Consider the following 14218-nt stretch of genomic DNA (forward strand, 5'->3'; position numbering starts at 1 on the left):
GCTCGCCTAGGCCGCCGGCCGGGACGCCGTCAGTACGCCGATCTTGTCGATGCGGTGCTCGGGGTTGTTGTTCTCGTCGCGCCAGTAGTTCCCGGCCGCGTTGTCCTCCGGCGTGGCGCAGGTGGAGATCGTGATCATGGCCTTGGTCGGCTTCTCGCCCGGCGCGCCCGGGACCGCGGCGCGCTGCTCGGCGAGGGAGCGCTCGGACCGGAAGGACGTCTTACGGGTCTGGACGATCTCGTACTCGTGCACCGTGCCGTCCGCCGCCCGGACGAAGACGGAGTCGCCGATGTCGACGGCCGGCAGATCGCGCAGCGGTGCTCCGGCGGAGAGCCGGTGGGCGGTCACCAGGAAGTTGCCGATCTCGCCCGGCCCGACACCGCCCCGGTCGCCCTGGGGGCTCGCCGCGACACCCCGGTCCTGGATCCGGGTGCCCGGCGTGTCGTCGGTCGTCCCCTCGTACGGCACTACACGCAGGTCCTTCACGCCGATGGACGGTATGGAGAGCCGGGAGGGCTGATCCTTCCTGTCCGGCTCCGGGGTCGGCGCGACGGCGACGGTGGTGGCGGCCGTGGCGGCGACGGCGGAGGCGGACGTTCCCGCCGGCCCGGGGGAGGAGGCGGTCGGTTGATCACCGAGCGAGGTGCAGCCGACGAGCGCGGCGAGAGCCGCGGCGGCAAGGGCGAGGGGGACGGTGGGTCGGATCATGGTGCTTCCCGAGGGGGCCGGGGATCTGCGTGGCCGTTCAGCCGCATAACGGCCGGAACCGGTCCCGTATTCCTGCGAAAGCACCTTGGCCGGTCGCGGTGAGCGTTCCGACCGGGCGGGACGGATCGGTACGGAGCACCGCAAGCCGCACCCCCCACGGGCCGCCGGTCCCGCTCATCCGGCACCCCCTGAATGATCAGAAGAGGGGCGGGTTAGCATATGAGCGCCGCCTAGCTCGAAAGATAAGCCTGTGACTGTCAATGACGACTCGTTCACCAATTGGAAGAACCGCGAGGAGATCGCGGAGTCGATGATCCCGATCATCGGGAAGCTGCACCGGGAGCGGGACGTCACCGTCCTTCTGCACAGCCGCTCCTTGGTGAACAAGTCGGTGGTCAGCATTCTCAAGACCCACCGATTCGCCCGGCAGATCGCTGGTGAGGAGCTCTCGGTCACCGAGACGCTGCCCTTCCTCCAGGCCCTCACCACGCTCGACCTCGGCCCTTCCCAGATCGACATCGGCATGCTCGCCGCGACGTACAAGAGCGACGACCGCGACCTGTCCGTGGAGGAGTTCACGGCCGAGGCCGTGGCCGGTGCCACCGGCGCCAACAAGATCGAGCGCCGTGAGGCCCGCGATGTCGTCCTCTACGGCTTCGGCCGCATCGGCCGCCTCGTCGCCCGCCTGCTCATCGAGAAGGCCGGCTCCGGCAACGGCCTGCGTCTGCGCGCGATCGTCGTCCGCCGCGGCGGCGAGCAGGACATCGTCAAGCGCGCCTCGCTGCTGCGCCGTGACTCCATCCACGGCCAGTTCCAGGGCACGATCACCGTCGACGAGGCCACCAGCACGATCATCGCCAACGGCAACGAGATCAAGGTGATCTACGCCGGCGACCCGTCCGAGGTCGACTACACGGCGTACGGCATCAAGAACGCCATCCTCATCGACAACACCGGCAAGTGGCGTGACCGTGAGGGTCTGTCGAAGCACCTGCGCCCCGGCGTCGACAAGGTCGTCCTGACGGCCCCGGGCAAGGGCGACGTTCCCAACATCGTCCACGGCGTCAACCACGACACGATCAAGCCGGACGAGCAGATCCTGTCCTGCGCGTCCTGCACCACCAACGCGATCGTCCCGCCGCTGAAGGCGATGGCGGACGAGTACGGCGTGCTCCGCGGCCACGTGGAGACGGTCCACTCGTTCACCAACGACCAGAACCTGCTGGACAATTACCACAAGGCCGACCGTCGCGGCCGCTCGGCGCCGCTCAACATGGTCATCACCGAGACCGGTGCCGCCTCCGCCGTCGCCAAGGCGCTGCCCGACCTCAAGGCGCCGATCACCGGCAGCTCGATCCGCGTTCCGGTCCCGGACGTCTCGATCGCGATCCTGAGCCTGCGCCTGGGCCGCGAGACCACCCGCGAAGAGGTCCTCGACTACCTCCGCAACGTGTCGCTGACCTCGCCGCTCAAGCGCCAGATCGACTTCACCACGGCCCCCGACGCGGTCTCCAACGACTTCATCGGCTCGCGCCACGCCTCCATCGTCGACGCCGGCGCCACCAAGGTCGACGGCGACAGCGCGATCCTCTACCTCTGGTACGACAACGAGTTCGGCTACTCCTGCCAGGTCATCCGCGTCGTCCAGCACGTCTCGGGCGTCGAGTACCCGACGTACCCGGCTCCGGCGGTCTGACTCCGCCGCACGGCCTGATCCGCCGCCCCGTCCGACGGGGTGGCGGTGGGGGCGGCCGGATCCTCTCCAGGATCCGGCCGCCCCCTTTGTCGTCCCCGCCTCCGTCCCTGACTCCGCTTGCCCGGGCGCCCTTGACGCCGACGATGTTACCGGTAACATCTCCGTTCGTCGTAGCGCCGCCGGCACCCGCCGGCCCCGGTCGTTCCCCGTCGTCCGACCGGTCCCGCGCTCCGAGAACCGCGTACCACCCGTCCCATCTCCCTCCGTGTTCCATACGCGAAAGGTGTGCTGTGCCACGGGAAATACGTTCTTTCGACACCAGGCGACCGGTGCTCAGCGTCGTCGTCCCCTGCTACAACGAGGTGGAGGTCCTCGCGCACACCCACGCCCGGCTGTCGCGGGTCCTCGCCGCGCTCGCCGGTTTCGAGTGCGAGCAGATCTATGTCGACGACGGCAGTTCCGACGGCACCTGGGAGGCCATCAACTCCCTCGCACGTACGAGTGGTTCGGTGCGGGCCGTGCGGCTGAGCCGCAACTTCGGCCATCAGGCCGCCTGCCTGGCCGGGCTGCGCGAGTCCGCCGGTGACGCGGTCGTCGTCATCGACGCGGACCTCCAGGACCCCCCGGAGCTGATCCCTGACATGGCCGCCCTGTGGCGCGAGGGCTGGTCCGTCGTGTCGGCGCGGCGCCGCGCCCGCGACGGCGAGACGTGGTTCAAGAAAGCCAGCGCCTATGCCTTCTACCGCTTACTGAACACCCTCTCCGACCATGCCCTCGCCCTCGACACCGGCGACTTCCGGCTCCTGGACCGGGAGTTGGTCGACCTCCTCGCCTCCACGCCGGACAAGAACCTCTATCTGCGCGGCGCGGTCAGCTGGTTCGGCCTGCCCGAGACCAGCGTGACGTACGACAGGGACCCACGCCACGCCGGTGAGTCCAAGTACACCCTGCGCAAGATGCTCGCCCTCTCCCGGCGAGGTCTGCTGGCCGGTTCGGTGGCGCCGCTGCGCCTGTCGACCTACCTCGGAACGGCCGTCCTCGCCGGAGGTCTCGCCGCCGCCACCGTCCGGCGCGACCCGCGACTGCTGGCCGCGCCGGGCGCCTTCGGGGCCCACGCGCTGGCCCTCGGGATCGTCGGCGAGTACCTCCACGCGGTCTTCCGCCAGGTGCAGGGCCGCCCCGACTACGTCATCGCGGACCGCGCCGGCGCCCCGGGCGCCCTCACGCCCGCATCGCACACCCTCGCCGAGAAGGAGCGTGTCGCCCTGTGAGTACCGAAGCCACCCCGCGTACGGAAGCCACCACGGGTACGGAAGCCACCACGGGTACGGAAGCCGCCCCGGGTACGGAGGCCACCCCCGCAGGCGGCCCTGCCGCCGCGCCCGTGGACGTCGTCATCGTCGGCGCGGGATTCACCGGCCTCGCCGCGGCGCTCGAACTGGCCGCGCAGGGCCGCAGCGTGCGGATCGTCGAGCGTGAGGAGCAGATCGGCGGGCTGGCCGCGAGCTTCGACATCGGGGACGGCAAACGCCTCGAACGCTTCTACCACCACTGGTTCTCCTCCGACGAGGAGATGATCCGGCTCTGCGAGAGCCTGGGCATCTCCCATCTCCTCGAAGCGCACGAGACCCGCACCGGCGTCTATTACGCCAACTCCGTCTACCGCCTGTCCGCGCCCCTGGACGTGCTGCGCTTCGCGCCGCTCCCGCTGCGCGACCGCTTCCGACTCGGACTGCTCGCCCTGCGGGCCCGCCGGGTCAAGCACTGGCGGGAACTGGAGTCGCGGACCGCGCGCGAATGGCTGGTCTCCCTCGGCGGACGGCGCGTGTACGACGTGGTCTGGCGGCCGCTCCTCGAGGGCAAGTTCGGCGCGTACGCGGACCAGGTGGGCGCCACCTGGATGTGGACCAAGCTGCATCTGCGGGGCGGCAGCCGTACCCGCTCCGGCAAGGAGACGCTGTACTACATCAAGGGCGGCTGCGAGGCGCTGCTCGCCGCGCTGCGCGGGCGGCTGGAGTCGCTCGGCGTCGACATCCGCACCGGCGTGCCCGTGGAGGCGGTGCACACCGACGGCGCCGGGGTGAGCGGCGTGACGGCGGGCGGCACCTTCCACCCGGCCCGCCAGGTCCTGATCACCGCCGCGCCGCGACTGGCCGCCCGGCTCCTCGACCACGACGGGGCCGACCACCCGGCCGTGCCGGAGCTGCGCCGCCGCTGGTCGGCCGTCGACTACCTGGGCAACGTCTGCCTGGTCCTGGAGAACAACCGCCGGCTCTCGGACACGTACTGGCTCAACGTCAACGACCCGGACTTCCCCTACGTCGGGGTCATCGAGCACACCAACCTCGACCGGCCGGAACGGTACGACGGCACCCATGTCGTCTACCTCTCGAAGTACCTGCCGACGGACGCGGACCTCTACCGGATGTCCGACGAGGAGGTCTTCGAGTACAGCCTGCCGCACATCCGGCGCATGTTCCCCGGCTTCGACCGCGACTGGGTGGAGCGCTACCACGTCTGGCGCGCCGCGCACGCGCAGCCCGTGATCACTCCGCACTACACCCGCGTGATGCCGTCGGTGGAGTCCCGCGTGAAGGGTCTGTATCTCGCCGGCATGGCGCAGGTCTTCCCCGAGGACCGGGGCACCAACTACGCCGTGCGGGACGGCCGCAGGGCCGGACGCCTCATCGCCGACCGTCTCACCACGGCCGGCGCGGCCACCGACGGCACGACCGCGCCCCGCGCCACCGACGACCATCCCACCGAGGACCGCCTCACCGCATCCGCCACCGGGAGCCACGATGCCTGACCTCATCACCCTGGACGAGGCCGAGGCGATGACCACCGAGCAGGTCCACGACCTGTACCGGCGGTTCGTCAGCCGCAGCCAGGTCTCCCTCATCGGCTCCTTCGGCTTCGGACGCGACCTGGTCGACCACGCCGAGGGAGCGTGGATCCACCTCCGCGACGGCCGCCGCGTCCTCGACTTCACCGGAGGCGTCGGAGTCCTCAGCCACGGGCACAACCACCCCCGCATCCTCGCCGCCCGACGCCGCTTCCAGGAATCGCGCCGCATGGAGGTGCACAAGAACTACCTCTCGCCCTACGTGGCGGCGCTCAGCCACAACCTCGCGGCCCTGCTGCCCGGCGACCTGAACATCAGCTACTTCCCCAACTCGGGGGCGGAAGCGGTCGAAGGAGCCGTGAAGCTCGCCTACAAGTACCACAGGGGCCGCCGCGGCACGGTCCTGCACACGGACATCGCGTTCCACGGCAAACTCCTCGGCGCCGGAAGCCTCACCGCCTCGCCCGAGATCCACTTCCCCTACCCGCAGATTCCCGGCACCGACACCTTCGCCTACGACGACCTGGACTCCTTCCTCCTCGCCCTGGACCGGCACACCTGGTCGTCCGGCGAGAGCGACGTGTACGCCGTCGTCGTCGAGCCCTTCAGCGCCTCCAGCCTGCGCGCCTGCTCGGCCGACTTCCTAAGGTCGCTCCGCCGGATCTGCGCCGAACGCGACATCGTGCTGATCTTCGACGAGGTGTACACGGGCTGGGGCAAGACCGGAGCGCTCTTCCACTTCATGCACCACCCGGGGCTCGTACCCGACATCGTGACGACCTCCAAGTCCTTCGGCGGCGGCAAGGCGTCGATCTCCGGCTACATCGCACGGGAGCCGGTCTTCCGCGCCGCGTACGACAACCTCTCCGACGCGACCCTGCACAGCACCACGTACTACGGCTTCGGCGAGGAGACCGCGACCGCCCTCGAAGCGGTGGCGATCGCCGTCGACGAGGACTTCCCCGGCCGCGCCCGCGAGCTGGGCGAGCGCCTGCGCACCGGTCTCGCGGAGGTCGCCGCGCGCCACCCCCGCCTGGTCAGGCGGGTGGAGGGAGAGGGCGCCCTGCACGGCGTGTTCCTCACCCCGGGCCCCCACATCCCCGCCACACTGCGCGAGATGCTGCCCACCTCGGTCGCCAAGGACCCGCAGGCCGTCTCGAAACTGCTGACCGGGGCCGTGGTCGCCGCCCTCTACCGCGACCACGGAATCCTCACCTTCTTCGGCTCCAACCGCGCCATCGCCCTGATCGTCTCCCCGCCCCTGGTGGCCAGGACCGACGAGGTGGACCTGTTCGTGAAGGCGCTCGACGAGGTGCTCGGCCAGGGGGCCGCCCGGCTGCTGGCCGGCCTGGTGCGGGAGAAGGTGACCGGGTGAGGGCGCGCCGTACGGCCACCGCTCGGATCACCGACCGCGACCTGTACGACTCGGGGCTGCCGCACTGCTGGGCCGGTGCCTACGCGGCGCTGAGCCCGGCACCGGCCCTGGGCCGGGCGGTCCACCACACCGCCGAGAGCCTGAACCGGATGCCCGCCGCGTACCGGTGGGGGACCGCCGCGGCCCTGCGTCTCTTCCCGGTCGCCTTCCGCGCGGTCACGCGCCGGAGCCCGGCCGCCGCCACTCCCGAGGAGATCCACCGCGGCCTGGCCCGGCTGCGCGCGCTGCCCGGCTTCGCCGAACTGCTCCGCCTCACCACGGCTCTCGCCCTGTACGGCGCCCTCGACGGCGCCGCCGTCCGACCGCCGAACCACCGGAAGGAGGCCCTGCGATGAGGTGGCCGGGCGGGACGACCCGTCCCACCGAGATCGTGTGCGACGCCCTGGTCGTCGGCTCCGGCGCGGGCGGCAGCGTCGCCGCGCTCGAACTGGCCCGCGCCGGACGGTCCGTGACCGTTCTGGAGGAAGGTCCCCGCGTCACCACCGAGGACCTCGCCGCCACCGACCCCGCGGAGTCGATGCGGCGCCTCTACCGCAACGCCGGCGCGACCGCCGTCCTCGGCACCCCCACCATCGCCTACGGCGAGGCCCACGCCGTCGGAGGCACCACCGTCGTCAACGGCGGCCTGCTCTGGGAGCCCTCCCCGGCCGTCCTCGATCGCTGGGCCCTCTGGTCCGGGTACGGGAGCTACCGCTCCCCGGTCGTCGCCGCCCGCTTCGCCGACGTCCAGCGACGCCTCGGCATGATCACGCAGGAGCACGGCGACGGCAACGAGGACTCCCGGCTGCTGGCACGCGCGGCCGAGTCCCTGGGCTGGCGCTGGCAGCACCCGCAGCGCGTGGTGCGCGGCTGCCGGCACCTCAACCGCTGCGCCACCGGCTGCCCGAGCGGCGCCAAGCAGTCCATGGCCGTCACCTATCTCCCGCAGGCGGAGGCGCTCGGCGCGCGCGTCCTGGACGGCGTGCGCGTGGAGCGGATCACCCACCGGCAGGGCGTGGTGCGGGGCGTGGAGGCGACCGACTCCGCCGGCCGCCCGCTGCGCTACCGCCCGCGTACCCTCTTCGTCGCCGCCGGGCCCGTCGGCACACCCGTACTGCTGCGCCGCAGCGGCATCCACCGTCGCACGGCCGGGCGCCGGCTCGCGCTCCATCTCAACCTGAGGACCGTGGCCCGCTTCCCCCGGATCGTCGACGCCGTACGCGGCACCATGTTCACCGCCCAGGTCCAGGAGCACTCGGCGCTCGGCATGCTCGTCATGCCGTCCAACCTGACGCCCGGCGGCCTCGGGGCCGCGCTCGCCGGACGCGACCCGAGGCAGGTCGACGAACTCCTGGCCTCCCTGCCGCACCTGGGCATGTTCACCACACAGGTACGCATGCAGGGAACGGCCGGGATCGTCGGAACCCTCGGCGGCACACCGGTGCTGCGCCACGGCATGACCAGGGCCGATCACCACGCTCTGACCCTGGCGTTCCGCAGAACCGCACGGCTGCTGTTCGCCGCCGGCGCCGTGGAGCTGGTGCCCCCGACGTCCGCCGCCGGCCCGCTGCGCACCGAGGCGGACGTGGAGGAGTACTGCGCCCGCGTCCGGCCCGCCGACTGGGAGCTGGTGTCGGTGCACGCCATGGCCAGTTGCCCCATGGCGCTGCCGGAGCGGGGCGGGGTGTGCGACGAACTCGGCAGGCCGCACGGCTTCACCAACCTGCATCTGTGCGACGCCTCCGTGCTGCCCGGAGCTCCCGGGATCAGCCCGCAGGGAACGATCATGTCCTTCGCCCACGAGCTCGTGGGCCGCCATCTGGAGACCGTGTGAGCGAGCGAACGACCGACCGATCGAGCGGCCGATCGAGTGGCCGATCGAGCGGGCGACGTCCGGAGGAGACCCGCGGAGCCCCGCCCGCCCCGCTGTTCAGCCCCGCCGCCGTGGTCGCGTCCTGCGTGGGCTTCGTCCTCATCGGCGCCCTCCAGGCCCTGTACGGTCCCGCGATCCCGGCGCTCCGCAAGGAGTTCGGGCTCTCCCCGTCGGCCGCCGGCCTCGGCCTGAGCGCCCACTTCATCGGCGGAGTCGCCGGAGTGCTGCTCTTCGACCGGCTCTTCGGGCGCCTCGGCAACCGGCAGATCCTGGCGAGCTCGTACGTGCTGATGGCCGTCGGCGCGGCGGGCTTCGCGCTGGCGCCGAACTGGCCCGTGGCCCTGGCCATGGCCCTCCTGGCGGGACTCGGCTTCGGCGGCATCGACTACGGCCTCAACCAGCTGTTCGCGATCGGTTTCGGCCACCGCTCCACGGCGATGCTGAACATCCTCAACGCGCACTTCGGCGTGGGAGCGATCCTCGGCCCGGCGCTCATCGGCGCCCTCGGCGCCGCGCACTATCCCGCGATCTTCCTCGGCTTCGCGCTCGCCAACCTGCCGCTGCTGCTGTGCCTGAAGGGCGTACGCGACCGGGTGCCCGACCCGGCCGGCGCGGCGGCCGGAGAGCCCGCCGGCGGCCAGGTGCTCGGCCGGAGCCTGGGCTCGGTGCTCGCGGTCTTCGTCACCCTGTACGTGCTGCACGTGGGCATCGAGGCGGGAGTCGGCGGCTGGGAGCCCACCCATCTGGAGACCGTCGGCTACGGTGCGGGAATCGCCGCCACCGCCACCTCCGTCTACTGGCTGATGATGACCGTCGGACGGTTCCTCGTCGCACCGATCGCACTGCGCTTCTCGGCCCAGGCCATCATCACGGTCTCCTGCGCGGGCATGACGGTCTGCCTGCTCCTCGCCGCCGTGCCGGCGTTGGCACCGTACGCGTACGCCGGTGTCGGCCTCTTCATCGCGCCGATCTTCCCCACCGGCCTTCCCTGGCTCCAGCGGGCCGCGCCCCGGGCCCGCAGGGCCGGAGCGGTGGTGATCGCCGCGTCGATGATCGGCGGTGTCGCGGCGGGGCCGGTGCTGGGCAAGGCCATCGAGTGGTCCGGTGTCCGCGCGGTGCCGCTCCTGCTGTGCGGCATCTCGGCGCTCTGTTTGGCCGCCACACTCTGGCTGATCCGCGCCACCCGGACCACCCCCCGAACCGCCACCGGAAGCACCACCGGAACCGCCACTCGAACAACCCCCGGAACCGGGGCCTAGAAGGGAGCCTCCCCATGCCCGCTCTGACGACGACGTCCGACGGATTCCTGCTCCATGGCGAGCCGTTCCGGATCATCTCCGGTGCGATGCACTACTTCCGCGTCCATCCCGGGCAGTGGGCCGACCGGCTCCGCAAGGCCCGCCTCATGGGCCTCAACACCGTCGAGACGTACGTCCCCTGGAACCTGCACCAGCCCGAACCCGACGGCGAACTCGTCCTCGACGGGATCCTCGACCTGCCGCGCTACCTGGAACTCGCCCACGCCGAAGGGCTACGGGTCCTGCTGCGCCCCGGCCCGTACATCTGCGCCGAGTGGGACGGCGGCGGTCTGCCCACCTGGCTCACCGCCGACCCGGACGTGCGGCTGCGCAGCGCCGACCCGAGGTTCACCGGGGCCGTCGACCGCTATCTCGACCAGCTGGTGCCGCCCCTGCTGCCCTACATGGCCGCCTTCGGCGGGCCCGTGATCGCCGTCCAGGTGGAGAACGAGTACGGCGCCTACGGCGACGACTCCGAGTACCTCGACCACCTCGCCCGCTCCCTGCGCACCCGAGGTGTCGAGGAACTGCTCTTCACCTGCGACCAGCCCGACCCCGGACACCTGAAGCGCGGCAGCCTGCCCGGTGTCCTCGCGACCGGCACCTTCGGCAGCAGGATCACCGACCAGTTGGCGCGGCTGCGCGAGCACCGGAGCGAAGGCCCGCTGATGTGCACGGAGTTCTGGATCGGCTGGTTCGACCACTGGGGCGAACCGCACCACGTACGGGACGCGGCCGACGCCGCCGCCGACCTCGACCGGCTCCTCGCGGCCGGCGCCTCCGTCAACATCTACATGTTCCACGGCGGCACCAACTTCGGCTTCACGAACGGAGCCAACCACGACCACACGTACGCCCCGACCGTCACGTCGTACGACTACGACGCCCCGCTCACCGAGGGGGGCGATCCCGGACCCAAGTACCACGCCTTCCGGGAGGTGATCGCCCGCCACGCGCCCGTCCCCGACGAGGCGGCCCCCGCGCCCGCCGTCACACTCCCGCCCCTCACCGTCCACCTGGACCGCCGGGCCCCGCTGCTCTCCCAGGCGGCCGCCCTGGCCGAGCCCGTCCGCACCGACGACCCGGCCACCATGGCGGAACTGGGGCAGCGCAACGGCTACGTCCTCTACCGCACCACCGTGCCCGTCGCCGGCGACGGTCTGCTGCACTTCCCGGACGGCGTCGGCGACCGCGCCCAGGTCTTCGTGGACGGCGCCCCCGTCGGCGTACTCGAACGCGAACGGCACGACGAGGCGCTGACCGTCCGGGTCCCGCACGCCGGAGCCACCCTGGACGTGCTCGTGGAGAACATGGGCGGCGTCAACTACGGTCCCCGCATCGGCACGCCCAAGGGCCTGCTCGGACCGGCCACCTTCGACGGCACCCGGCTGCGGGGCTGGGACTGCCACCCCCTGCCCCTGGACGATCCCGGCGTCCTCGACCGGCTGCCCTTCACCGAGTCCGGCACCGCCGCGGAGCTCGGGCCCGTCTTCCACCGCGGGACCTTCGAGGTCGGCACCCCGGCCGACACGTTCCTGAAGCTGCCCGGCTGGACCAAGGGCCAGGCGTGGATCAACGGCTTCCACCTCGGCCGCTACTGGAACCGCGGTCCGCAACGCACCCTGTACGTCCCCGCGCCCGTACTGCGCCCCGGCGCCAACGACCTGGTCCTGCTGGAACTGCACGCCACCGCCCGCCCCCTCGCCCAGCTCACCGACGCACCCGACCTCGGACCGGAGAAGCCTTGATGACGCACCACCGGCTGCACCTCCCCGCGCCCGCCGCGGCCCCGCTGACCGGCCACCTCCCCTTCGCCGACGCCCCCTCGGCCACCGATCCGATCGCGGTGACCAGCCGCTTCCTCACCCGCGGCGGCCGCCCCTGGTTCCCTGTCTCCGGCGAGTTCCACTACACCCGCTGCCCCGCCCGGCACTGGGAGGAGGAGCTCCTGAAGATGAAGGCCGGCGGTGTCACGGCCGTCGCCAGTTACGTCATCTGGATCCACCACGAGGAGATCGAAGGCCGCGTCCGCTTCGACGGCGACCGCGACCTGCGCCGCTTCGCCGAACTCTGCGCCCGCCACGGTCTCGACCTCATCCCCCGGATCGGCCCTTGGTCCCACGCCGAGGTGCGCAACGGCGGACTGCCCGACTGGCTCCTCGCCCGCGACTGCACCCCCCGCACCGACGACCCCGCCTACCTCGAAGCCGTACGCCCCTGGTTCGCGGCGATCGCCGGACAACTGCGCGGCCTCGACCGCGCGCACGGCGGCCCGATCGTCGCCCTCCAGATCGAGAACGAGCTGTACGACCAGCCCGGCCACCTCCTTACGCTCAAGACGATGGCGCAGGAGGCCGGTCTCGACGCCCCGTTGTGGACCTCGACGGCCTGGGGAGGGGTGCGGCTGCCGCCCGACGAGCTGCTGCCGCTCTACGGCGGCTACCCGGAGACGTTCTGGACCGAATGGGACGGCGGCTGGCCCGACACCTGCCGCAAGCACTTCTTCTTCACCCACCAGCGCGACGACGAGGGCATCGGCGCCGACCTGCGCCCCGCCACCGTACGCGGAGGTGCGCCGGCCACAGACGACGCCCGCTTCCCCTGGGCCACCTGCGAGCTCGGCGGCGGCATGGCGGTGGCCTACCACCGGCGGCCGCGCGTGGAACCCGAGGACGTCGGCGCGCTCGGCCTCACCAAGATCGGCTGCGGCTCGGTCTGGCAGGGCTACTACATGTTCCACGGCGGTACGAACCCCCGCGGCGAGCTGACCACCCTCCAGGAGTCGCACGCCACCCACTACCCCAACGACCTCCCCCTGCTCACCTACGACTTCCAGGCGCCGCTCGGCGAGTACGGCCAGTACCGGCCCTCGTACCACGAACTCCGGCTCCAGCACCTCATGCTGGCCGACCTCGGCCATCTGATCGCGCCCATGGAGTCCGTGCTGCCCGAGCGGCAGCCGACCGGGCAGCACGACCGGGACACCCTCCGCTGGGCCGTCCGCGGCGACGGCGGCTCCGGCTTCCTCTTCGTCAACAACCACCAGCCCCACGAGCCGCTGCCGAGCCATCCGGACACCTCCTTCACGGTCGACTTCGCCGACGGCCCCGCCCTGTCGCTGCCCAGCACACCCGTGACCGTCCCCTCCGGCGCGTACTTCTGCTGGCCGCTCCGTCTGGACGTCGCCGGACTCCGTCTCGACTGGGCCACCGCCCAGCCGGTCTGCCGCGTCGACGACCACGGCCGCACCGTCCTGGTGCTCGCCGCCACCGACGGCATCACGCCCGAACTCGCCCTCGATCCCCGCACGGTGGAGTCCGTCACCACACCCACCGGAACCGTGACCCGCGCCGACGACCGGATCCTGATCACCGGAGTGCGGCCCGGCACGGACGCCCTCGTGGAGGTGGCCACGGCGAACGGCGGACGGGTCGGCCTGCTGGTCCTCGGCGCGGTGACGGCGCGCACCGCGTACCGAGGCTTCGCCTGGGGAGCCGAGCGGCTCGTCCTCTCCCGCGACGGTGTCGTCTTCGACGGTGACGAGGTCCGTCTGCACGCCACCGGCACCTCGCCGTCCTTCGCCGTCCTGCCCGCCCCCGAACGGCCGCCGCTGGCGGCCGGGGCGAGCGTGCGCACGGAGGAGGACGGCGTCCTCACCCGCTACACCCTGCTGCCGGACGACCGGACCGACGACCGGACCGACGACCGGACCGACGACCGGACCGACGACCGGACCGACGACCTTCCCGACGACCGGACCGACGGCTGGGCCGACGACCGGACCGACGGCCGGGGCCATGGCCTCCCCGGCGACCGGGCCCACCGCCTTCCGGCCGACGCGGGCCATGGCGTCCGCGACGGCCTGCCCGCCCGCCCGGACAGGGCCCTGCCCTTCACCCTGCTCCGGCCGGCGGGCGCGGCCCCCGAGACCGTGAGCGGCACACTGGGCCGCGCGAGCGCCCCCGCCGACAAGCACTACGACACCACCGCGGCCGAGTACCGCGTCGACGTACCCGGTCACCTCCTGGACGACGCGGCCACCGCGCTCCTGCGCGTCCACTGGACCGGCGACGTGGGGCGCGCGTACGTCGGTGACACCCTGGTCGCCGACCAGTTCCACGCGGGCGGCGTCTGGGAGATCGGCCTCGACCGGCTGCCCGCCGACCTCCTGCGCAGGGAGGGCCTGCTCCTGAAACTGCTGCCGCTGCCCGACGGCGCCCCCGTCCACCTGCCCGCCCAGGTGGCGGACGCGGGGCGGGAAGCCGCGGTACGGCACGTCGAGTGGGCCACCGTCCGCACTTGGACGACCCGGGCCGGCTGACCCGGCCCATGGGCACGGGCCGCCCTTCGCCCCGGGCACCCGCCCGGCAGGGAGGGGCGGCGC

At 72.2% G+C, this 14218-nt stretch carries 10 protein-coding genes; 9 read left to right on the top strand and 1 reads right to left on the bottom strand.

Features of this window, described 5'->3' with window-relative positions:
- Window positions 1-6 precede the first annotated feature (6 nt).
- Window positions 7-708: a class E sortase gene (locus ACIRB4_RS12130; RefSeq protein WP_403290164.1), complete on the bottom strand. Its 702-nt coding sequence runs from the start codon at window positions 706-708 to the stop codon at window positions 7-9.
- A gap of 250 nt (window positions 709-958) precedes the next feature.
- Between ACIRB4_RS12130 and ACIRB4_RS12135 the strand changes: the two genes are divergently transcribed.
- The 9 genes from ACIRB4_RS12135 to ACIRB4_RS12175 all read left to right on the top strand — a co-directional run bounded on the left by ACIRB4_RS12135 (window position 959) and on the right by ACIRB4_RS12175 (window position 14155).
- A complete protein-coding gene (locus tag ACIRB4_RS12135; protein ID WP_403290165.1) occupies window positions 959-2404 on the top strand; it encodes a glyceraldehyde-3-phosphate dehydrogenase in 1446 nt (481 codons plus the stop codon).
- Window positions 2405-2733: 329 nt separating this feature from the next.
- A complete protein-coding gene (locus tag ACIRB4_RS12140; protein ID WP_403290166.1) occupies window positions 2734-3675 on the top strand; it encodes a glycosyltransferase family 2 protein in 942 nt (313 codons plus the stop codon).
- The gene (locus ACIRB4_RS12145; protein WP_403290168.1) at window positions 3672-5213 is read left to right on the top strand and encodes an NAD(P)/FAD-dependent oxidoreductase; all 1542 of its coding nucleotides are present in this window, start codon (window positions 3672-3674) and stop codon (window positions 5211-5213) included. Before ACIRB4_RS12140 ends, ACIRB4_RS12145 begins: the two co-directional genes overlap by 4 nt.
- A complete protein-coding gene (locus ACIRB4_RS12150; protein ID WP_403290169.1) occupies window positions 5206-6624 on the top strand; it encodes an aspartate aminotransferase family protein in 1419 nt (472 codons plus the stop codon). Before ACIRB4_RS12145 ends, ACIRB4_RS12150 begins: the two co-directional genes overlap by 8 nt.
- Window positions 6621-7019 carry a hypothetical protein gene (locus ACIRB4_RS12155; protein ID WP_403290170.1) on the top strand — a complete coding sequence of 133 codons (399 nt, stop codon included), beginning with the start codon at window positions 6621-6623 and terminating at the stop codon, window positions 7017-7019. The genes ACIRB4_RS12150 and ACIRB4_RS12155 overlap by 4 nt, the downstream gene beginning before the upstream one ends.
- The gene (locus ACIRB4_RS12160; protein ID WP_403290171.1) at window positions 7016-8497 is read left to right on the top strand and encodes a GMC family oxidoreductase N-terminal domain-containing protein; all 1482 of its coding nucleotides are present in this window, start codon (window positions 7016-7018) and stop codon (window positions 8495-8497) included. The genes ACIRB4_RS12155 and ACIRB4_RS12160 overlap by 4 nt, the downstream gene beginning before the upstream one ends.
- A gap of 92 nt (window positions 8498-8589) precedes the next feature.
- A complete protein-coding gene (locus tag ACIRB4_RS12165; protein WP_403290472.1) occupies window positions 8590-9795 on the top strand; it encodes an MFS transporter in 1206 nt (401 codons plus the stop codon).
- 14 nt (window positions 9796-9809) lie between these two features.
- Window positions 9810-11582, top strand: coding sequence for a beta-galactosidase (locus tag ACIRB4_RS12170; RefSeq protein ID WP_403290172.1), 1773 nt, complete (start codon window positions 9810-9812; stop codon window positions 11580-11582).
- Window positions 11582-14155, top strand: coding sequence for a beta-galactosidase (locus ACIRB4_RS12175; protein WP_403290173.1), 2574 nt, complete (start codon window positions 11582-11584; stop codon window positions 14153-14155). The genes ACIRB4_RS12170 and ACIRB4_RS12175 overlap by 1 nt, the downstream gene beginning before the upstream one ends.
- The last annotated feature ends 63 nt before the right edge of the window (window positions 14156-14218 follow it).

The organism is Streptomyces sp. NPDC093600 (assembly GCF_044764755.1).
GTDB lineage: Bacteria > Actinomycetota > Actinomycetes > Streptomycetales > Streptomycetaceae > Streptomyces.